At 55.9% G+C, this 20,720-nt stretch carries 22 protein-coding genes, 1 tRNA gene and 1 pseudogene; 12 read left to right on the top strand and 12 right to left on the bottom strand.

The features are described from left to right. The first annotated feature begins 40 nt into the window (after positions 1 to 40). From JI721_RS12445 to JI721_RS12425, 5 genes and pseudogenes are all read left to right on the top strand, one after another. Positions 41 to 208 carry a hypothetical protein gene (locus JI721_RS12445; protein ID WP_274455193.1) on the top strand — a complete coding sequence of 56 codons (168 nt, stop codon included), beginning with the start codon at positions 41 to 43 and terminating at the stop codon, positions 206 to 208. A gap of 494 nt (positions 209 to 702) precedes the next feature. Then, a pseudogene (locus tag JI721_RS12440) lies at positions 703 to 822 on the top strand (type II toxin-antitoxin system HicA family toxin); the annotation flags it as partial. Between the two features lie 6 nt (positions 823 to 828). Then, positions 829 to 1,239, top strand: a complete 411-nt coding sequence (locus JI721_RS12435) for a type II toxin-antitoxin system HicB family antitoxin (RefSeq protein WP_274455192.1) — start codon at positions 829 to 831, stop codon at positions 1,237 to 1,239. Between the two features lie 16 nt (positions 1,240 to 1,255). Next, on the top strand, positions 1,256 to 1,639 hold the full coding sequence (locus JI721_RS12430) for a type II toxin-antitoxin system HicB family antitoxin (protein WP_274455191.1): 384 nt from the start codon (positions 1,256 to 1,258) through the stop codon (positions 1,637 to 1,639). A gap of 41 nt (positions 1,640 to 1,680) precedes the next feature. Next, on the top strand, positions 1,681 to 1,827 hold the full coding sequence (locus JI721_RS12425) for a type II toxin-antitoxin system HicB family antitoxin (RefSeq protein WP_274455190.1): 147 nt from the start codon (positions 1,681 to 1,683) through the stop codon (positions 1,825 to 1,827). Positions 1,828 to 2,212: 385 nt separating this feature from the next. On the opposite strand, the gene JI721_RS12420 is transcribed toward JI721_RS12425, so the two are convergent. Next, positions 2,213 to 2,935, bottom strand: coding sequence for a hypothetical protein (locus JI721_RS12420; RefSeq protein WP_274455189.1), 723 nt, complete (start codon positions 2,933 to 2,935; stop codon positions 2,213 to 2,215). Continuing rightward, positions 2,928 to 3,863, bottom strand: a complete 936-nt coding sequence (locus JI721_RS12415) for an ABC transporter ATP-binding protein (RefSeq protein WP_274455188.1) — start codon at positions 3,861 to 3,863, stop codon at positions 2,928 to 2,930. The genes JI721_RS12420 and JI721_RS12415 overlap by 8 nt, the downstream gene beginning before the upstream one ends. 481 nt (positions 3,864 to 4,344) lie before the next feature. Here JI721_RS12415 and JI721_RS12410 point away from each other — a divergent pair, with 481 nt between their 5' ends. Next, complete coding sequence (locus tag JI721_RS12410) at positions 4,345 to 5,130, top strand: hypothetical protein (protein ID WP_274455187.1); 786 nt, start codon at positions 4,345 to 4,347, stop codon at positions 5,128 to 5,130. A 661-nt stretch (positions 5,131 to 5,791) separates the two neighbouring features. Here JI721_RS12410 and JI721_RS12405 read toward each other — a convergent pair. Next, positions 5,792 to 5,879: transfer RNA gene (locus JI721_RS12405), tRNA-Leu, on the bottom strand. 64 nt (positions 5,880 to 5,943) lie between these two features. Beyond that, a complete protein-coding gene (locus tag JI721_RS12400) occupies positions 5,944 to 6,798 on the bottom strand; it encodes an ABC transporter ATP-binding protein (protein ID WP_307015770.1) in 855 nt (284 codons plus the stop codon). A 238-nt stretch (positions 6,799 to 7,036) separates the two neighbouring features. Between JI721_RS12400 and JI721_RS12395 the strand changes: the two genes are divergently transcribed. Both JI721_RS12395 and JI721_RS12390 read left to right on the top strand, forming a co-directional pair. Then, on the top strand, positions 7,037 to 8,770 hold the full coding sequence (locus JI721_RS12395) for an ABC transporter ATP-binding protein (protein WP_274455186.1): 1,734 nt from the start codon (positions 7,037 to 7,039) through the stop codon (positions 8,768 to 8,770). Next, complete coding sequence (locus tag JI721_RS12390) at positions 8,767 to 10,695, top strand: ABC transporter ATP-binding protein (RefSeq protein ID WP_407654024.1); 1,929 nt, start codon at positions 8,767 to 8,769, stop codon at positions 10,693 to 10,695. The genes JI721_RS12395 and JI721_RS12390 overlap by 4 nt, the downstream gene beginning before the upstream one ends. 220 nt (positions 10,696 to 10,915) lie before the next feature. Here the strand turns inward: JI721_RS12390 and JI721_RS12385 are convergent, their stop codons facing one another. After that, a complete protein-coding gene (locus JI721_RS12385) occupies positions 10,916 to 11,212 on the bottom strand; it encodes a hypothetical protein (RefSeq protein ID WP_274455185.1) in 297 nt (98 codons plus the stop codon). Positions 11,213 to 11,383: 171 nt separating this feature from the next. On the opposite strand from JI721_RS12385, the gene JI721_RS12380 reads away from it, so the two are divergent. Then, positions 11,384 to 11,557: a hypothetical protein gene (locus JI721_RS12380; RefSeq protein ID WP_274455184.1), complete on the top strand. Its 174-nt coding sequence runs from the start codon at positions 11,384 to 11,386 to the stop codon at positions 11,555 to 11,557. Between the two features lie 37 nt (positions 11,558 to 11,594). Here JI721_RS12380 and JI721_RS12375 read toward each other — a convergent pair whose 3' ends face one another. From JI721_RS12375 to JI721_RS12365, 3 genes are all read right to left on the bottom strand, one after another. Then, the gene (locus JI721_RS12375; RefSeq protein WP_274455183.1) at positions 11,595 to 11,852 is read right to left on the bottom strand and encodes a hypothetical protein; all 258 of its coding nucleotides are present in this window, start codon (positions 11,850 to 11,852) and stop codon (positions 11,595 to 11,597) included. A gap of 16 nt (positions 11,853 to 11,868) precedes the next feature. Next, on the bottom strand, positions 11,869 to 12,396 hold the full coding sequence (lepB, locus tag JI721_RS12370) for a signal peptidase I (protein ID WP_274455182.1): 528 nt from the start codon (positions 12,394 to 12,396) through the stop codon (positions 11,869 to 11,871). A gap of 144 nt (positions 12,397 to 12,540) precedes the next feature. Next, on the bottom strand, positions 12,541 to 13,839 hold the full coding sequence (locus JI721_RS12365) for a WD40/YVTN/BNR-like repeat-containing protein (RefSeq protein ID WP_274455181.1): 1,299 nt from the start codon (positions 13,837 to 13,839) through the stop codon (positions 12,541 to 12,543). A gap of 127 nt (positions 13,840 to 13,966) precedes the next feature. Here JI721_RS12365 and JI721_RS12360 point away from each other — a divergent pair, with 127 nt between their 5' ends. After that, positions 13,967 to 14,344, top strand: coding sequence for a hypothetical protein (locus JI721_RS12360; RefSeq protein WP_274455180.1), 378 nt, complete (start codon positions 13,967 to 13,969; stop codon positions 14,342 to 14,344). Positions 14,345 to 14,983: 639 nt separating this feature from the next. Here JI721_RS12360 and JI721_RS12355 read toward each other — a convergent pair. Continuing rightward, the gene (locus JI721_RS12355; RefSeq protein WP_274455179.1) at positions 14,984 to 15,247 is read right to left on the bottom strand and encodes a hypothetical protein; all 264 of its coding nucleotides are present in this window, start codon (positions 15,245 to 15,247) and stop codon (positions 14,984 to 14,986) included. A gap of 162 nt (positions 15,248 to 15,409) precedes the next feature. Further along, entirely contained in the window at positions 15,410 to 17,728 is a 2,319-nt protein-coding gene (locus JI721_RS12350) for a peptidoglycan-binding protein (RefSeq protein ID WP_274455178.1), read from the bottom strand. Between the two features lie 514 nt (positions 17,729 to 18,242). Here JI721_RS12350 and JI721_RS12345 point away from each other — a divergent pair. Further along, complete coding sequence (locus tag JI721_RS12345; RefSeq protein ID WP_274455177.1) at positions 18,243 to 18,425, top strand: hypothetical protein; 183 nt, start codon at positions 18,243 to 18,245, stop codon at positions 18,423 to 18,425. A gap of 659 nt (positions 18,426 to 19,084) precedes the next feature. Here JI721_RS12345 and JI721_RS12340 read toward each other — a convergent pair. After that, a complete protein-coding gene (locus JI721_RS12340; RefSeq protein WP_274455176.1) occupies positions 19,085 to 19,300 on the bottom strand; it encodes a YwbE family protein in 216 nt (71 codons plus the stop codon). Positions 19,301 to 19,443: 143 nt separating this feature from the next. On the opposite strand from JI721_RS12340, the gene JI721_RS12335 reads away from it, so the two are divergent. Next, positions 19,444 to 19,920 carry a hypothetical protein gene (locus JI721_RS12335; protein ID WP_274455175.1) on the top strand — a complete coding sequence of 159 codons (477 nt, stop codon included), beginning with the start codon at positions 19,444 to 19,446 and terminating at the stop codon, positions 19,918 to 19,920. 83 nt (positions 19,921 to 20,003) lie between these two features. Here the strand turns inward: JI721_RS12335 and JI721_RS12330 are convergent, their stop codons facing one another. Beyond that, complete coding sequence (locus JI721_RS12330) at positions 20,004 to 20,618, bottom strand: hypothetical protein (RefSeq protein WP_274455174.1); 615 nt, start codon at positions 20,616 to 20,618, stop codon at positions 20,004 to 20,006. Between the last annotated feature and the right edge of the window lie 102 nt (positions 20,619 to 20,720).

Below are 20,720 nucleotides of genomic sequence, written 5' to 3'. Positions count from 1 at the left end.
TGGCTGTACGAAATGTTGGGATATCCGCGAGGGGAAGTGCATGACGATGAATCTGATTCGCTGGCTGTACATTTTGGTGTTGATCGCCGTGATCGTGTGCGTCGATGTGCTGTTCTTAAGACACCACTTTACAACGCGGCTCATCGTCAACATCGGTATCGTCTTGCTGTTTGCCATCGTATATTTTATCGTTTTCAAGAAATCGTAGGCAGCGCGGGGCGCAGGTCTAATAGCCACACATCATGGTACAGGGCGCTGGGATACGTACTTGGCAGTGGTTGTGCGTCCAAGCCACCCTGATCGCGACCGACTCCGACATCTCCCCCCACAAAGCTGTGAATACCACGGTGACCCTGCCTCGATGGCTCAAGAGCGCGGCCAGGGAACACGGCCTGAACCTGTCCGAAGTCTTGCAATACGCCGTCAAAGAACGGTTGGGCATTCACGATCGACGGTGAAGTGCGCTTGAACGGACCAACGGCCTCCGAAATACGCGAGGTTCGCACGTCCGAACAGCGCGTTGCCGTAACAAATTGGGCGCCCATCTCGGACGCCCCAGGGAAATTCACCGTTGGTATCATGATAGCGCGTTTTTCTGGTCACGAAGTCTAAAAAACTCACCAAAAAGTCTAATCACTATGCGGATATCGGCTGCTGTTGATACGTATTAACATACGTATTAAAATATCTTCGAGGGGGTGACGATTCAAACACCCAACGAAACCAGGGAAGGTCACCATTACCCACCCCATCAAGGACGTACCTATTGAGACAGTTCGCAGCATATTCAAACAGGCTGGTCTTGAACCTCCAAAGGAGTGACCACACATGGCGCAAGATAGATACATGTACCCAGCGATTTTCATTTATGCCGATGATGGTATCTCCATCGAATTCCCGGACCTCCCCGGTTGTTTGCCGTGCGGGCATACGACAGAAGAAGCCATGAAGAACGCTCGTGAGGCCATGGCGCTTCACTTGTATGGCATGGAGGAAGACGGCGATCCGATTCCGGAACCAACGCCCATCAACAAGTTGCAGGTGGCTGAGAATCAGGTTGTCGTGCTTGTGGAAGCGTGGATGCCGCCGTTCCGGGATGAGATGGAACAACGAGCCGTAAAAAAGACCCTTTCCATTCCCAAGTGGCTGGATGACCTGGCACAGGAACAGCACGTGAACTTCTCCCATCTCCTCCAGGACGCGTTGAAAGAGTACCTCGGAGTGAAAGACCGGGGGTGAGGAGGAGTATTGTAAGATGGCTGATAAAAACCTCGACTACTATTTGTCGTTGCCTTACACGATCACGCTCATGCCGGACACGGTATCTGGAGGATATGTTGCTACAATCAACGAATTGCCTGGATGTATCACGCAAGGGGAAAACGTCGAAGAGGCAATACGCATGATTGAGGATGCGAAGCGTGGCTGGATCGAAGTTGCCTTGGAGGATGGTCAGGACATTCCGGAACCGGCAAGGGCGGAAGATTTCTCCGGCAAATTCAATGTGCGAGTGCCGAAATCACTGCACAGGACCCTGGTTGAAAAAGCGAAGGAGGAAGGTGTCAGCCTCAATCAATATATCAACTATCAGCTTGCCAGAAGTGTGGGTACCGGCAGAGAAACGGAGAGCATTCGTTAAAATTGACGGGGCCCCGCTCCGAAGGGAAGGGATAGAAGAGGATGAGCAAGCTGCCTGACCATTATGTATATCCTGCGGTGTTTACTTCTGAAGACGATGGCGTGTCCGTCGAATTTTCCGGTCTTGAAGGTTGCTTTACCGGCGGCGCTGACGTAATGGAGGCTGTGGATATCCGGACAGCGGGTTAATTTTCATCCTAATCAGTTCTACCACGTCTGGTAGAGAAATGGTAAAAGCCGAATTAAACGGCTTGGCACACAAGACTAAAACATTAAAATGGCGAACTCGGATACCCGAAAAATCGCGCCAAAACTTGATTTTCGGTGGGCCCGAAGAAACTCGCCCCCTGTAAGACGAGGTTTAGGAAACGTAAGCCGCACGTCTTACGCCGTTCATCCGATTCCAGCACGTCCAGCAAGTCCGCCCCTAAGGCGTTTTTCGTACCATTTCGTTCGATGAGTTCACGTTACTATTGGAAGTAGTGACCAGAATGTGACCTGCTGTACACCTACCACGGTATCACCATCGACCTTGGGGTAGATTCGTCTTCACAAGCCCACTCAATGATCAATACTAATCCTGCAAGTACAGAACAAGCATGTCTCGACGGAACAAACGTATTCCAACGAAGCCCAATACAACGGCGATGGCACCGAAGATGATCGCAACCCAAGTCACCCATTGAACTGTCAACGTAATGTGAATCCAGCCTGTAAGAAAGGGCACGGTTAAGAGCGCTACGGCAAAAATGCTAATCATGTACGCTACACGCTGTTCCCCCACGCGAACTGCTACAAACGTACCCACCACGGACACATAAAGACTGAGGGCAGCAGTGATACCGAACGTGATGATCCTTCCTATCGGAATAGCTAGATAGAGCCAATGCCAGCCAGTCCCGCCAATCAACGCTGCGGAAATAAGCTGTACAGCAACTGCTAAGATGGCGGTCACATAGCCGACGGCGAAAGAAATGAGGACTTTGGCGCCGAATATGGCATGGTTGGATAACCGCGTTGTTAGGAGATAGTCCAAGGTGTGTCCGACACGTTCGTGTAAAACCATGTCCGGTGCAGTCTGAGCTACCACGATAGCAGTTGCGAATAGAACGTAAACAGCGCGGAGTATCATGAAAGTCAGGGAACTGGCATCAACGGTGTTTCCATGATGTTTCGAGAGCGCCAGCGTCGGTATGATACCCATCGCAAGGATCGCGATTGTAAAAACCCACAAAAACCTACGGTTGCCCAACAACTCCGCGACTTCTTTCCATATCATCGTAATCAGATCACTCATTACCGTCGCCCCCCACCAAGCGTAGGTATTCCTCTTCTAAAGAAACTTGCTCGGGAATCACAGCTCTGACACCAATGCGCGCTCCAACTAAAGCTGCCACGATGTGTTCAATGTCATCGGAAGTCGCTACCGTCACTCGCCACTCGTCTCGATTCAACGGGCTCAATTGAGCCCCGTCGGGAAGAGTCAGATTCCTGGTCATTTCAGAATCACAGCCGGACAATCGTAATCGAAAGGTGGGAAGCCCTTGACTGCCAAGTTGGTTAGGATCACCGATTGCCAATAGATGCCCGTTTTGCATTATGGCTACACGGTCACATATACGCTGAGCTTCGGCCAAAAGGTGCGTGCACAGAAAGATGGTTCTCCCAGACTCTTGCGCCAAAGATATGAGTAGTTCTCGCACCATTACAATACTCGCTGGATCTAACCCGGCTGTCGGTTCATCTAAGATGAGCACTTCGGGCTCGGAGATAAGTGCACGCGCCAGACCGAGCTTTTGCCGCATGCCTTTGCTGAACCCGGAGACTTTATCATCGCGACGCTCCCACAAATCGACACGGCGAAGCACTTCGTTAATCCGCTTTCGTCCCTCACTTGCACTAAGGCGCGCAATTTTGGCTGCGAATTGAAGGTTTTGCTGAGCAGTAAGTCGATCATAAAGTCCAACGTTATCCAACATGACTCCACATCGAGACCGAACCTGGTCCCCCTGCGAAAAAGGGTCTAGTCCCAATACGCGAACGGATCCCCCTGACGGGCGCAGCATGCCCACCATCATCCTCACAGTGGTGGTTTTACCCGCCCCATTGGGGCCTAGAAATCCAAATACCGCACCTTGAGGAACTTTAAGATCAAGATCCGAAACCGCCGTTCGTGCGCCAAAACTTCGCGACAGTCCTTGACATTCGACTGCTTGAATATCCAAGAGTTTCACCCCTAAAAGTGATATCAATCCGCTCGATAATCATGTAATATCTCCGAGATGTTATTGCGCGTTACTGCTCATTGCTGCAATAAGTGTAACACAGCGAAATGTATGAATATGTAATTCTTATGCGATATGCGACATGTTGTACCTTGGGGCAGAACCGCAAAAGTGGTTATAGAGGTCAGCGGATATGTCCCGAAAATGCACGAGAGCCTGAGCGCCGACAGCATCGTGATGCTGCGACGCGATTTGCAGTAACTCTTTGAGATCGCGTGTATCTTGATCCAAGGCTGGTTTATCAGAGACGTTAGATCTTTGTAGGTCAGTCAAAAAACGTGACACGTTGTCATTCAGACGGTCTTGAACAGACTGTTCGTCCCAGCCTGCACTTGTCGTAAAGGTTCCCCATGCACGTACCATCGCGCTCGGAAAATCGTACAGGAACACTTCGGCAGGCAACCGGAAGGAGTGACCTGATATGGAGAGGGACAGGGAAATGTTCAAAGAGGCCATCAAGTTCACCATGGATGAGCAGATGAAACGCCGGATCCTCGAAAACCTGCGAAGCGCAAAGACGAATGAATCCAGGAGAAAACAAAATCGGGCCCCATGGATAACTGCATTGGCCGCAGTGGCTGGTATCGTGGTAGCCGCAGGCATTCTTGCTTTTAGTCATGCTTCAAACAAATCGACTGGCCCGGTGATCAAAACGTCCACCGTGGCAAATCACGTGTCTAATTCCACCCCGGTCAAACCATACAAGGTAGAGCATGATGGTGAAGGCATCACAACGTATCGCTATAGGGGCGTCGAGGCTATCAAACAACTTCTCGATTTTAACGTGATTCTCCCGAACCAGAAGGTAACCGATTTAGGGGTTCTCATGACCACGGGGTATGTTCACGAAAAGGCCGCCACCATGACGGTGATTCTCGATAAAGACCACCAAATGGAGATCCTGGAGCATGCAGCTGGGTACCCTGCAATCTCTAATTTCTTAATGGGAAACAAGAAAAATATCATGATGAATGGGGTGCTCATTCAGACCACGTCAGCCATTGGCAATCTCAACAACCCTGAACAGTTTGTTTTCACCGACCATGGGCTGGATTTTTTGATTCAAGTGACCGGGCGGACGAGCAACAATCTGGTCACAATCAATCGTCAAGAAGAGGAAACTATCAATCATCAACAAGTCATGTCGGTGATTGCATCACTGGTCGCAGGAAACCACACCATACAACCGTACAAAGTCGAGAACTGAAAAGGGGGGGTTAATCCCCCCTCAACCACCAAACATGGTTCAACCATTATACTGTTCATCTTCATTATTCATGTAGTACGGCAAACCATCTTTCGAAAGCATTACCCACGTACGGGCAGCCCGAATCGTACCAATGTTGTACATCCATATTTGTTGATTACATGAAAAGCACCTCCACTTTTAATTGATTTCTTCCATGATCCTACAAATTTGCACCACCAACATGTGAAAAAAGTCTATACAAACTCCATAAGGCCCCGGCAATCACCGAGGCCCGCCTTGGGCATGAGTCAATTTGTGCAGAATGCATGGTCCTGCCTCTTTTACCTACTTTAGAGCTGTAATGAACGCCGTAATTCCTGTCAATATTGCACCCGCACCGAAAATCCTGCCCACCAGCTTTGACCGCCGATAGGTAACGACAGTCAAACCAGCAAACACAACCGCGACCACGGTCGAATTCATCGACTCACCCCACGTTCGGGCCACCATGACTTACAGGTACCGCCAAGGCAAGCCAGTCATCCGAGCCGACATACAACAGCACCCTTATACAGCCGCACCTTGACGATGTTCACTATCGGGCACTCGCCATGCGAACGAGCCCCTAACCGACTAGAAAACGCGGCTCCCCGGAAACCCCGGAAAGCCGCGCCACGCTTGGTGCCGAGGACGGGACTTGAACCCGTACGGGCTTTTGGCCCGGCAGATTTTAAGTCTGCTGCGTCTGCCGATTCCGCCACCCCGGCGCAATTGTGCCTTATGTCCCTCTAGTCTACTGGGCTCGGGCGCGCAATGCAAGCACAAGCTGCATCAGCGCCCGCCCACCACTTTGACCCAGGGCCGATGGTCGGCCCAGCTTACCTCCACCTGGACGCCGAACGTTTCCGACAGGCCTTCGCTGGTGAGTACGTCGTACTTGGCCCCTTCCGCGACGGTCCGCCCGTTTTTCATCAGCAGCGCATGTGTGAACAGCGGCAGCACTTCTTCCGGGTGGTGTGTCACGTACAGCAAGGTCGGCGCCTCGGGCGCATCGGCCATGCGCTCCAGTGCTGTGAGCAGCTGCTCACGCGCGAGCAGGTCCAACCCTGTGCAGGGTTCATCGAGAATCAGCAATTTCGGCTTGGCCATCCAAGCCCGCGCCAGCAGCACGCGCTGCTTTTGCCCCTGGGACAGGGTGTGATACGTGCGATCCGCCAATTCGGCTGCGCCGAACGCATCGAGCAGGTCCCGTGCAGCTGCGATGTCGTCCGCATCCGGGGTGTCGTACAGCCCAATCGAAGCATACTTGCCGCTTGCCACCACGTCGAGAGCGTGGTCGGTCGGATGCGATGCAAAGACGCGATCGCCAAACGCAGCACTGACCCAGCCAATCGACTTTCGGAGTTCGCGTAGGTCGACTTCCCCAAACCGCTGCCCAAGGACTTCCACCACTCCTTTGGTGGGCCACACATAGCCGTTGATCACGTTGAGCAGCGTCGTTTTGCCCGACCCGTTGTTTCCGATGATGACCCAGTGCTCCCCGCGGCGGACGTGCCAGCTGACATCCTGCAGGATGGTAACGCTCTGGCGGTACACCACCCTGTCCAGCCGAATCACGTTCCCCGCCGTTTGCATCGGGTTTTCTACATTGAAATCAGCCCCGTTTGTCTCCACTGTCAACCTCAAAAGCCCCTCTCCCATGTCAAGTCCGCAAGATGCTACAATGACTCTACCACGTTTGGGGCCCTTCGCACACCGCACGACAGGCACGACGTTGCAGAAGCGACCGGTACGAAGCGACCCTGCAGAAGCGGCCATGCGGGACAATGCAGTACAATAAGACATGCGCAAAAATCGCGATAGAAAATGCGATAGAAATAACGATGCAAGACCAGCCATCTTCAACGCGGTGGGGTGACAGCCAATGATGCGACTCTTGCGGTTTCTCAAACCGCATCGATGGACAATCACGCTTGTGTGCGTCCTGATTTTCCTCCAGTCTTTATCTACCTTATATTTGCCGACGCTCATGTCCAACATCGTGGACACCGGCATTGTGCAAGGCAACATTCCGTATATCCTGCGCGTCGGCGGTTTGATGCTGCTGGTGTCCATCGCGGGCGTGGGCTGTTCCGTGACGGCCAGTTACTTTTCCTCTGGCGTTTCCGCCAAATTCGGGCGCGTCTTGCGCAGCCAGGTGTTCGAACGTGCAGAACGATTCACCCTGCATGAGTTCGACGAGCTCGGGACCTCCTCGCTCATCACTCGGACGACGAACGATATCACGCAGGTGCAGCAGCTGGTCAACATGATGCTGCGGCTGATGGTGATGGCGCCGCTCACGGCCATCGGCGGCATCATCATGGCGGTGTCGACGAACGCGCAGTTGTCGCTCGTCATCCTCGTCGTGATGCCCATTCTGGCGATCGCGATTTTTGCCATCTTCCGCCGCAGCATCCCCCTGTTTCGGGTCATGCAGCAGAAGATTGACCGGCTCAATCAGGTGCTGCGGGAAAACCTCATCGGCGTCCGTGTGGTCCGCTCGTTCGACCGTGTCGACTACGAAATCGGCCGGTTTGACACGGCCAACTTCGACCTCACGAACACCGCCACGAAAGTCAACCAGCGGATGGCCTCGCTGCAGCCTGTGATGATGATCATCATCAACCTGGCCACGGTGGCGATTCTCTGGTTCGGCAGCATTCGCATCAACGCCGGGGCCATGCAAGTGGGCAACTTGATGGCGTTCATCCAATATGTCATGCAAATTCTGTTCGCGGTGATGATGGTGTCGATGATGTCCTTCATGTTTCCCCGCGCCTCGGCGTCTGCTGCGCGCATCAACGAAGTGCTCGACCTGACCCCGGCGATTCACGATCGCGATGCACCCACCCCCGTTGGCCCGCCAACGAAGCGCGGCTGGGTGGAGTTCGAGGCTGTCACCTTCCGTTACCCGGGTGCTGAACAGCCGGCCGTGTCTGACCTGTCATTCGCCGCTCGCCCGGGTGAAGTGACGGCGATTATCGGCGGAACGGGGGCTGGCAAATCCACGCTGGTGAGCCTGATTCCGCGATTTTACGATGTGGACGGGGGACGCGTGCTGGTCGACGGCGTGGATGTGCGAGAGATGCCCCAGCACGACTTGCGGGCGAGAATCGGCCTGGTGCCCCAGCAGACGGTCCTCTTCTCGGGTACAGTGGCCGACAACATTCGCTACGGTAAGGAAGATGCCACGCAGGCGGAAATCGAGAAGGCCGCCGAAATCGCACAAGCGGCGGACTTCATCAAGGCGCTGCCGAACGGGTACGACACCGTGATCGCCCAAGGGGGCTTGAACTTGTCGGGCGGGCAGAAACAGCGCCTGTCGATTGCCCGGGCACTGGTCCGCAGACCCGAAATTTTTATCTTTGACGATAGTTTTTCGGCCCTCGACCTGAAGACGGATGCACGGCTGCGGGCGGCGCTGCAGAGCGAAATCAAGGGGGCGACAACCCTGATTGTCGCACAGCGCATTTCGACGGTGTTGGACGCGGATCAAATCATCGTACTCGATGAAGGCCGCATTGCGGGCATCGGCCGCCACCGCGAGCTGCTCGCGACGTGCGAGGTTTACCGCGAAATTGTTGCATCCCAGCTTGGAGAGGGGGCGCTCGCATGAATAACGATCATCAGCCGCAAGGTGCCCCAGGATCTCAAGCGCGGCCCGCGCTGCCGCAAGGCCCGGGCCCGGGGCCTGGCCCGGGGCGCCCCGGCGGGTTTGGCGGCCGCGGTCCCATCATGATTGGGCGCCCGGTCGAAAAGGCGAAAAACTTCCGCGGAACCCTGTTTCGCTTCTTGAAGTATTTCGCACCGCACAAGGTGCGATTGACGCTGGTGTTTTTGACGGCCGTCTGCAGTACCGTGTTCAACATTCTCAGCCCCAAAATCATGGGCAACGCGACCACGGACATTTTTCAAGGTGTCATGGAACGGCTGCACGGCGTACCCGGAGGCGGCGTCGATTTCGCGAAAATCTGGCACATTGTCGGCGTGTTGGTTGGCTTGTACCTGCTCAGTTCGATGTTCAGCTATCTGCAGCAGTACATCATGGCAGGCGTCGCCCAAAGAACGGTGTATGCACTGCGCAAGCAGGTGAACGAGAAACTGACGCGTCTCCCGCTCGAGTTTTACGACCAGCACCCGCACGGTGAAGTGCTGAGCCGGTTCGTCAATGACTTTGACAACATCAGCAACACCCTGCAGCAGAGCTTGACGCAGCTCATCACGTCCATCATCACGTTTGTCGGCGTGGTGGTGATGATGCTGACCATCAGTCCCCTGCTCACGGTCGTGGTCGCACTCACCCTGCCGCTCAGCATGATTGTGACGAGGGGCATCGCATCGCGATCGCAAAAATATTTCATTGACCAGCAGCGGACGCTCGGTCAATTGAATGCGCATGTCGAGGAAATGTTCACAGGTCACAAAATCGTCAAGGCGTTCGGCCATGAGGAGAAATCCATCGCGACCTTTGAGGCGGTCAACGAGCAATTATACAACGCCGGCTGGCGGGCGCAGTTCATTTCCGGGACGATCATGCCGATGATGAACTTCATCGGCAACCTCGGCTTCGTTCTAGTCAGTGTCATCGGGGGCATCCTGGTGACGAAGCGATCGATTCAGATTGGCGATGTGCAGGCGTTTATTCAATATGCCAGGCAGTTTTCGCAGCCCATCACACAAATCGCCAGTATCGCCAACATCATTCAATCGACGATGGCGTCCGCAGAACGGGTCTTCGAGCTCCTCGACGAACCGGAGGAAATTCCGGATCCGGCCGATGCGGCGGCGCTCACGGACGCCAAGGGCCATGTGCAGTTTCACCACGTGTCGTTCGGGTACCAGCCCGACGTCCCCATTATTCACGACCTCAATCTGGACGTGAAGCCAGGTCAGACGATCGCGATTGTGGGACCGACCGGTGCCGGCAAGACAACGCTGGTCAATCTGCTCATGCGGTTTTACGAGGTGAGCAGCGGAACCATCACGATTGACGGGGTCGACATCACGCGCATGCGGCGCAGCCACTTGCGCAGCCTGTTTGGCATGGTGCTGCAGGATACCTGGCTGTTCAAAGGCACCATCCGGGAGAACATCGCGTACGGACGTGCGGGTGCCACCGACGCCGAGATTGTGGCGGCCGCGAAGGCGGCACGTGCCGATCACTTCATTCGCACTTTGCCGGACGGGTATGACACGGTGCTCAACGAAGAAGCGTCCAATATTTCGCAGGGGCAGCGGCAGCTGCTCACCATTGCGCGGGCCATTTTGTCCGACCCGGTTCTGCTGATTCTGGATGAAGCGACCAGCAATGTGGACACGCGTACGGAGGTGCAAATTCAATTGGCCATGAACGCACTGATGCAAGGGCGAACCAGTTTCATGATTGCGCACCGCTTGTCCACCATTCGGGGCGCGGATTTGATTCTGGTGATGAATCACGGCCGCGTCGTCGAACAAGGCACGCACGAGGAACTGCTGGCGAAGCAGGGATTCTATGCGGAGCTCTACCACAGCCAGTTTGAGGCCCAGGTCACAGGGTAGACAGGGCAGGTCCCAGCAGACGAGACCGGTCCCAGTAGGCATGGCAGGTCTTAGGGCAGGACCTGCCGAGAAAAAAGGGGATGCCCTGGCCGGGGCATCCAATGTATCTTCCGATGAGGGTATGCCTTCACAGAAGGCATACCACAACGTACGTTGCCGCGTCCAAAGCGCGAATGATGCTTGGCTCAGGCGATTCGCCCGAATCTGGACAGGAGACGGGTCAGATGGGGAAAAACGGCACGGGCCACAAGCCAAACAGCCCCCGGTACGGGATGAACAGGCCAGGTGCGGCCAGAAACTGTGCGGGTTGAATGTCGCGATCGTCTCCTGCCGCGTAGACGCCGGGTTCAAACGAGTTTGCGTCGCAGGGTGCGCCGTCCGCCAATTGGATGTGCTGCACGAGGATGATGCCATCGCGCAAGGCACGGTGCACCATGCCTTGATGCATGCCATACACCGAATGACAGTGCACCCACTGCCCTACGTACACCTTCGCGGTTTCCTTCGACCAATCCATACACATCGACCTCCGCATCTGTCGTTGCCCATACGATACGTAGGTCAATGTCCCCGTTCCTGTACGAATGCCTACTCTGCAAAAAAATCACAAACACAGGCAGGAAAATTGATGCATATCAAGAAGATAATACGAAGCTTCATCTGCAGACGGACATGAGGAGGATCCTCCGTGGCACTCGTCATCATTGCGGTCTTTGCGCTCTTCATCGGCATCGGTGTATGGATGGAACGAAGAGACAAGCGCCGGCTTCGAGAGATTTATGAGCAGCACGTTGAATCCAAGGAGGCTGCAGCATCCGACACGCTGGATGCAGAGGCGTATGATGAAGCCGCCCACCTGTAGGTGAGCGGGCTGCGGCTGTTTTCTACGTTGTTGTTTTCTACGGTTGTTTCTCGAACGGTTCTAACGCCACAAACTGCAGTTCCTCATGGGTGTTCCGCTGGTGGTCAAAAATTTGCTGCAACACCCACGTTTCCCCGTCACGACACACACGCAAGCTGACCCTTTCGCGATGATTGCGCGCATCAAAATCCCACGAGGCCCCTTCGGGTTCCCAATCCAGTGCCCGCAGTGAAACGTACCGCTCCAGCAGCTCCGGAAAGGAGCGGAACAGCATGCCCATCTTGTCCTGAATCATGCCTGCCTCCTGTACCTTACGACTGGGGGATGGCCCTGATTTTATCGAAGGGGAATACGACGGCGACAGCTTCTCCAATGATGGCCGAACGCGCCACGTACTTATTCGTCCACAGACGGCTGTCATCCGATACCGGCCGGTTGTCTCCCATCATAAAATAATGCCCCGCCGGCACGTGATACGTTCCCAGCCCCACCCTGTTTGGCTGGACCACATCCGGTACATTGTACGGCTTGCCGTTGACGTATACTGCGTTGTTCGTGACCGTCACGGTGTCGCCAGGCATACCGATGATGCGTTTCACAAAAATCTCGGACGGGTCGTCGGGCCAGCGAAACGTGACCACTTCTCCCCGGTACGGCTGCCCAAACTCAATCGCCAACTTGTTCACAAACACGCGGCACGGCGCCGGAATGTTGGGTTCCATGGAACCCGTCGGAACCAGGTTGATCGTCATCACCCATTGTCGAATCACCAGTGCTACCGCCACGCCGATCACGATTGGATACACCCAGCTCCAAATCTGTCGCAGTCCAGCGAACATGCCATCACCTTCCGCCCCTGATTTTACACTACAATGCGGCGTGGACGCGACTGCATGCAAACCCATTTTCGAAACATTTATGGAGTGCCTGGGCGAAATCGTGATCGAAACAAAACAGCGACGACGCCTTCAGCGGCCCCCGCCTCACACCGTGGCGCGGAGGCAGCCCCCCTGTGCACCCTGGCGCCCGCCAACGATGAGCACCTGTTTCCCACTGGGTGCGGCTGCGACGCTGAAGAGGCCATCCGACGTTCCCGGCACGGCTTGCGCCGGGGCCGCGACGCTCGCCTTACGCACGCCGCCCGCGGGCGAAACGACATCCACATCGACCTTCCCACTGCTCAGCCCAACCCAGACCACATCGCCGTCAGAGAGGAGTGCAAATCCGCCGGGCTGCGGGTCCAGCGTGGTACGGACGAGCGGCACCGGGTTGCCGTAGTCCGGTGAGAACGAGGACTCTGCCAACACGGGCTGCCACGTTTCGCCGCTGTCATGGGACGCGCACAAAATGTACGCCGTCTGATTGACTCCCGCGTCCCCTCCATAGTAGAGCACCGCAACCTGGCTGCCGTTGACCTGAACCTGCGCCTGCCAGGACATCTGCCCATTCAACGGCGGCCAAAATACCTGCACCCACTGTTGTCCGCCGTCCGTGGTTTTGTAGATGGCGTCATTGGCGCCGACCGCATAGCAGGTCTCATCGTCCTCAGCGGCAATCGACAAGACCTGCACTGGCAGGCCGGACGAAACCGGCTCGGCACGTCCGTTGTCTGCATTCAACTGGTAGACCTTTCCTCCCGCCAGCAGCCACCCCGTCTGCCCGCCCAGGGACACTTGTTGAATGTCGGGTTCGCTGACGTTCGGAATCGCAACCTGGAGCGAACGAAAGTGTTCGCCGTCGGTCGAGATCCACACATCCCTCGCCGTCCACGCCATGACCACCGCTTGTCCCCGCGCGGATGCCGATGCTGCCCCAGTCAATCCCAGCACCGGGCTTGCGGTGTGCTGCAGTTCGGTCCACGTTTTGCCGCCGTCCGTCGTTTGGTCGATCCCGCTGGCGCCCGCGGCGTCGGCGGTCGCCGCCGAAACATACCACACGCCGTCCCACGGCCCGGTCACAGGCACGCCAGGCGTGCCCGAGTCCGCGGCGTCTCCCCCGCCGGTCGTTGCGGAACCGGTGCCTGTCGCATCGTTTGTCCCGCCCGCTGTGCGCCCGCCCCCAGCCGTTCGGTTGCTGACGCCGTTCGCAGATGCATCCCCGGGGGCGGACGCGTTTTTGGTTTCTCCCCTGCTGGAAACCGCTCCGGATTTCGCTGACTGTTGGTCCGTCACGTTTGATATTTTGGATGAGACAGCCTGTTGGACACCCGCCTGACCGCCGCATCCCGCCAGGGTAAGGGACGCCAGGACGGCACACAGCGCGATTCCGAAGGATTTTTTCATGACCGGCAAAACTCCTTTCAACCATGAGACGAAACAACATCACAAAATGTTACGATGGTATCTGCCGATGTTCAGCAATGTGGGTCTAAGTGCGTTAGAATAGACGCGATGCGGAGGTGTCCAGCCAGTGAACGATGAACGCCCGACTTCCATCCGGAGTACAACACAGCAAGCGCTCAATGAAATCATCGAAGAAGTCGTCGACACGGTCGCGACCTTTGATGGCCGATTCTCCTATACACACGTCTCAGCCGATGGGCATTGTTCACTATCGTTTCTGCTCGGAAACCGCGAGTACGTCGCTGCCCTTTCCGGGACCGCCGGACAAGAAGCGGAGAGCGACGTCCGCTTGTCATGCTCGTGGAGAACATGGGAAGGCTCCGAAGAAGACGAAGTGGTCATCTACCTTGGTCCTTTCAACAAGGCGGTTATCCGGTACAAATTAGGGGCTGCGCTGGCAGATTGGTACAGCCGCCTCATCCGCAGCCCACATGACACGCATTAGGCCAAGGCGATTCGCTCCCGACCTCGGCAGATGGAGAGGGATGCGCTGTCGTGCACGCCGCAGAGGACTGGACGTCGCGGGCGTGCGGGCAGTCAGGAGGCGAACAAAATCCAAGGGGGTGATTTACACCATCCTGATAGCGAAAGCCTGTTTTGCAAATGTAATCGAACGATTCCGCTGGCAGCAGTTTGCCGCACCGAATGCAGTAAGCGAGTGTCATCTTCCCCAGCCCCAACCTCTGCCCGGGGACCGTGCCCCGGCTGTATCTTCACCACGTTTTCGAACGCAGCTCTGTCGCAAAACTAGACAATTGTAGAACATCGACAACCAAGGGTCACCCGGAAATTTTCACAGATGATTTTGACGAACCAGAAAACAGCCCGCCCCTGGGCCGACACCCTACAACAAGCAGCCTCTGGTTGAATAGGGTGTACCAACTTCCAAACGATGGGGCGTGTGATCCAATGGGTGGGATAGGCGCAAGTATCGTTCTCTTGTCTTGGGCGGGACTGTTTGCGCTCCGGCGCGTCGTCGTCAAACGGGTGCATCGTCGATTCGAACTCGCAAGGTCACAGTCTGCCAATGCAAAACGCACGGAATCAGCACCCGAACAGGCGCCTTCGAATTCACCGCAATGAATCAGGCCGGTTCCGTTTGCATCTGAACCCGTTCTCTTGCCTCCAGCAACAATGCGTTGAGCCGCTCCCGGGCCGCCACGAACGCGTACCAAGCGGCGTCCTCAAAACGCGGCTCCGCCATGCCCCACACAATTCGACGAGCCTGAACCTCGCGCAGCGCCTGACGAATTTCCTCCGAAAGCGTCGTCGACTCCATCTCGTGTTCCACGGCCCACCCCGCAGCTTCGGGTAGCCGAGACACTTCGACAGTCACCTCGCCATACATCGCTGATCCCTCCGTTACCCAGTGGTACCAACGATTGTAGCGATGTGTACAAGGAAGAAGCTGTCGAAAACAGGCCGATACAGCACAAAATTTTTCGATCGAATTCGACCGCGTTCCAATGGCCTGCCTCGACAGCTTTTCTTCTCAGGAAATTCCACTCGCTCAGGCTTGTTTCACGATGGTTGCGTTACTGGTGCTGACATACCCAGTCAACAGGGTACCTTGCGCGGCGCTGCCATAATAGGTCGACGCCGGCGTTTGGGCAGCAAACAGAATCTGCACCTTGCCGTTGACTGGCTGCGTCGAGTTGACCACGACGATGTCCCCATCGTGCAGGGTCGCAATTTGCGCACCCGCGCTGTTGTACACCGGGATGGACGTGTTGATGCTTGTCCGATTTGAAACCTCAAGTCGATACGCGTTGGTCAACGGCAGGTACTGGGAGTCCACCCAGCCGTAGCCCTTCACATGGTACCAGGGCATGACGTAACCGTTCGCCATTCCCTGCTCAATCTCATCCACGGTGACCGTCTTGCCGACCGGGAGGGTGGGCGTCGAGTCGGAAGGCTCGATGTATGTCTCCCACATGCTGGCGCTCCAAACCCCGTTCGCAGTCACCCCGATACTCTTTTGGAAAGCCTCGACGGCACTCTTCGTCTGCGGGCCAAAGTCCCCATCCACTGTCAATCCGGCATTCATCCTGGTGTTGAGGAAGCGCTGAATTTGTTCCACGGCGCCGCCTTCACTGCCAGACTGCAGAGAACCAAAGAACATGTTGCCGGGTGACATGGTGCTGTAATACGGCACGCCTTTGTAGTACGGGTCGGACGAGGCCTTGCCTTGCGCACCGTTCAAGTAGTACACCGGTTCCGCCGTACTGGACGGCTGCGGCGCGTTATTGCTTGATTGATAGGCAACATAGGCCGCTGAGGTGTCCCCCACGGAAGCGGCCACCTCTCCCATCAGCGAGCTAATGTTGCTCGACCAGGCCTGGTCGGTCGCATACTGCTTGTTCATCCCCGTCAAGGTCGGCGCTCCGCCATAGTGGCTGCTGCCCGGGTTCAAGTAATTGTTCCTGACCTCCCACGCCTGGAACCGAATCGCGTAATCCTCGCTGGGGAAAAGCCCGGCGTCATCGCCGGGATCTGAATCATACGCCCCGTATCCGAACAAGTTATTGTCCGCCAGCGCGATGCTGCTGGTCCCGTTGGCACTCTCCTCAATGGCATGCGCAACCAGGTACGTTGCATCCACCCCGTACGTATTTTGCGCCAGAATGAATGACTCACCCAGCCCATACATGGGAGACCCAACGAGCGTTCCGAAAGCGTTGTACCGCAGGAACTGATTCAAGCTGCTGGCCGTGATGTCGTTCGGTGCCGGAAATCGCAAATCGACATTCGTGAACGATCCCGGTGAAGACGTTTGGCTGCTTTCACCGAACAGGGCCTGCCACGTCTGCGGCCCAACCTGCCCGTCCACTGTCAGGTTCTGGTCTGCCTGAAACGCCTTGACCGCGTTTTCCGTATTGGTCCCAAAGTCACCATCTGGCGTACCGCAGTTGTATCCCAGTTTGTTCAGTTGGGTTTGGATTTCTTCCACCGCAACGCCTGTCGAACCATATTGGAGGATGGTGCCAGGATAGACTGGGCCTGTGCTCGAACCACCGTTTGGCGTGCTGCCTGAACCACCGTTTGGCGTGCTGCCGGACGCTGGATCAACGTTCCAATACCCCTTGGAACCGTCGTACGTGTTCGAGAATCCAAGCGCGTCGAGAACCTTCTCCATCAAATACACTTCCGTAAACGACGTCGTCACCGTGCCATTCGGAGGCACGGCAGCGATCCGCGGGATGCGCATCACGTTTTTACCGTTGACGTTGATGTACCCATCGCCTTGTACGTTCGTCGGCAGCTTCGAGGCATCAAACCCGCTGACATTGGTCAAATACAGGGTGTCGACCTTCCACTGGGCACTCACACCCAGTTGTTTCAGAAACTGCTGCACGTCATAAATGGAGATCCAGTATGTATTTTCGTAGGTGAACCCAGGGACCTTGGCATAACCGGCGGGAACGGTTCCATTCACTTCCAGCTCCCGCGTTGACCAGCTTTCTCCGGCGCCTGACCTGGACGTGCTCGGGTTCGAGGTCGTCGAGGAAGAGCTGCCGCTGCCAAGCGCCTTTGTCAAGGCGGCTTCTGTGGAGGGCCCCACCTGGCCGTCAACCGTCAAGTGATATGCCTTCTGAAAGGATTTCACGGCTGCCAAGGTTTGCGGCCCGAACACGCCGTCCGGCGTCCCGCATGAAAAGCCCAATTGGTTCAAATCCTGTTGCAGCTGAGTCACTGCCGCACCGGTGGACCCCCGCTGGAGGATCGTCTCGGTGGCAGCGAATACCGATGCTGGGCGGATGGCAGGTTCACCGACCAGCACCACCATCGCAACCGCAAGTGAACATGTCGCAAGAGTCCGCTTCTGCATGTTATACGTGCCTCCTTTAGTCTGATGGACCCTTCAACCCCCATGAGTACCAAGGAGGAAACTCCCCGATTTTGTGAACGACAAAGAGGACGACCTCACGACGATGCTTGAACGACTTGATTCATCGAACGAGCATGAAGGCTGTAAAATCTAGGAGGATGGGATGAAAAGGAAACGGATAAACTTGCACCCGTTATGTTGGTGGTCACGCAAGCAACGTTCCTTCATTTACTAGATTACATGACAACGTTGCTAGAAAGGCAGAATCTCATCGAATTATAATGGAAATATCATAAAATTGTCGAATTCTTATCACAAACACCCTCGAATGACGTCGAACGGGTCAATCCCGACCCTCCCCCTTGGTACTTGCCCAAGCGAATGGCGCACAGGTGCCTGTCGCCAGGAGGCAGCGTGAGGAATTTTGACGGCCTTGGCGTACAATGGAACGTACACAGCGAGTGGCTTGTCCGTCTCTGCTCACCCGCTGGACTGTGTTAAGGAGTGGATGTGGATGAGTGAAGTCCGTTTTGTCGTCAATGTGATTGTCTATGAGGATGGACACTTCGATGTCATCTGGGATTCGTCTGTGTCGGCCGAAGACTGTCAGCGCGTGCTTGCCGCTGCCGCACACGATATGGCGCCGCCCCCGCCGACGCCCACCCATGAGCGGCCCACGATTAAGCGGCTCAAGTAACCTCCTGTCCGGGGGTTCGCCGTGCAGGTTTCGCCGTCCCGGCGAGAGTCCCCATTCGCGAGAACCGTTCAATGAAATTTCAATAATCCGGGACTACAGTACTGCTATAGCAGCATGCTAGAACCCACGGCGAACGACAGGCGGCCCCGTCTGTCGTTTGTCGTTCTGTGCCATCATGCGGTGTCTGTCCACACGGCGTACCGCACTGGCTTTGGACAAAAGAAAAACGCATCCACAAGGTGTGGAGCGCCATCAAAGGGGTAAAAGGGTTACTCACAATATACCGCGTGTGTTGGGGAAGGGCATGGGACCTCCATCCCGCGTACCGTAGGACTTTTGTCCTGCGTCAACCGGCCGCGGGGCAACCGGCGTGATCGACCACCGTGGATGAGGCGCTTCGCGCCAAGTGTCAGGGGATTTACCGGTTGCCCGGATTGTGGTATAGTAGACTAGTTGGCAGGTTGTGCGGAGCACCAAAGCAAGTTCGTTGCGTTGCAAATGGTAAGTTGTTCTCGGCTTAGGTTTAGATTCATCAGGCGCGGCCGAGGAGCCGCATGGTTGCTTGAGAGGTAGGGCTAGCAACGTTTCTCAACTGAAAACCTGTAACATACAAGGCGGCCGGGACGGTCGCCTTTTCCAATGCAGCGCTCCCATGCTCATCACGGCTTCAAATCGTCACGCAGGAAAATTCGCTGCACCCGGCCGACCTGGCCGTCGGTCAGCCGTACCTTGATACCGTGCGGATGCGTGGGTGACTTGGTCAGGATGTCCTTCACCACACCGCGCGTCAGTTTGCCTGTCGGTTGATCTTTCTTCAGAACAATGTCCACTTCCATCCCCGGCTTGATCTCACTTCGAATGCGGCCGCTGCTCATACGAACACGCTCACTTTCTATCATTTGTGATGAGGCTGACTCATTGGCGACTCAGACAGGTTGAGTATTTTCGCCGTGGTCAGGACAAGATATGCACGTCTCCATCTGTACAGCAGCATGACCAAGGATAAGGGAGAGCCGCCATGACTGACTCAGATTTACAGCAACAGATGAATGAGCGCAAGGCCACGCATGATGAGGCTGCGCGCCACCGAGCGACGCTCGCAGATCAACAGAAAGACATCACGCAGGAAACCAAAAACGCGATGCACGACTTACTGCACCAATTCGCAGATGACGCGTTACAGAATGATGAACATCTCGCCAAGCAGCCGACACCGGTCGACAGCGTCAGTGTCAGCATCGCGTACGAAAACCATTCCAACCTAGTGCCGCTCTTCCAAGTGACGGCGGCCTGTCACGAAGACCAGGTCGACATCAGTATCACGGACGGACACTGGGAGGATGTACCCGGGCTCCTGGGGAATTGGGGCAATTGGACCGATCAAACGACCGTTTACGCAGGCCCATTCGACGCGCACCGCATCCGCAAGGCATTGGAAAGCGCCTTTCTAAAATGGTACGACGCCGCCTTGAACATCAAGGACCAGTGGCAGTGACCGCTTCGGCAGCCTGGCCGGAACCCCCTTGACGCGTACGCTGACGGCGGCCAAGTGACCAACCCTCGACTGCTTGGCCGACGTCAATCACCGTCTCGCATGTCTTGAACAATGTACAACTCGTACCCGTCACTGCTGTCGATCGTCACGTCGTCGGCATCCGAAGCCAAAATCACCACAGGGGGTTTCTTGGCAAAATACATCTCCCACATAACGTCCTCAAAATACATTTCGTAGATCCGCCGCTTTCGCCGCCAGCGTTCCACGCCAAGTTCGACAATCATGCCGTGCACTGCGGCAGAAGGCGTCAAAATTCGATTCTTTCCGTCAGACCAAAAATCCAGCTGCGGATACGCTTCAAAGTCGTCCGGCTGCCCCAGCGACAGGTATAAGTCCGTCACAGCGAGGCGGTAATCAACCCCGTTGTTCCACTGAATCAACGGCGCGTCATATTCCTCCCGAACCGCACGGCTGAAGCGGTACACCTCCGGTTTGTCAGAGGCGCGCACCCAGGTGTCAACGTACTCTTGCTGGCGCATCCGCTTAAGCACCTCTGCCGCTTCCTGGACGGGATCGACCCTGTGCCGACACAGGTAGACGACGTGATGCCTTGAACAAACTCCGCAGACCTGGAGCAGTTTGAACACGGATTTGACGGCTGTGTCCTTGCCTTCGTACAGGGAGATTCGCCCGCTCAACACGTCACCCACCTCGTCGTCCCATTGAAATCACTGTGTATGCCCATCTTACCGTTTCACCACGTCCCCTGGGAAGCGCCATCATCGCGCTCGCACACAACA

This window comes from Alicyclobacillus cycloheptanicus (genome assembly GCF_028751525.1).
Lineage (GTDB): Bacteria > Bacillota > Bacilli > Alicyclobacillales > Alicyclobacillaceae > Alicyclobacillus_L > Alicyclobacillus_L cycloheptanicus.
This window is presented reverse-complemented; position numbering and strand designations above follow the sequence as displayed.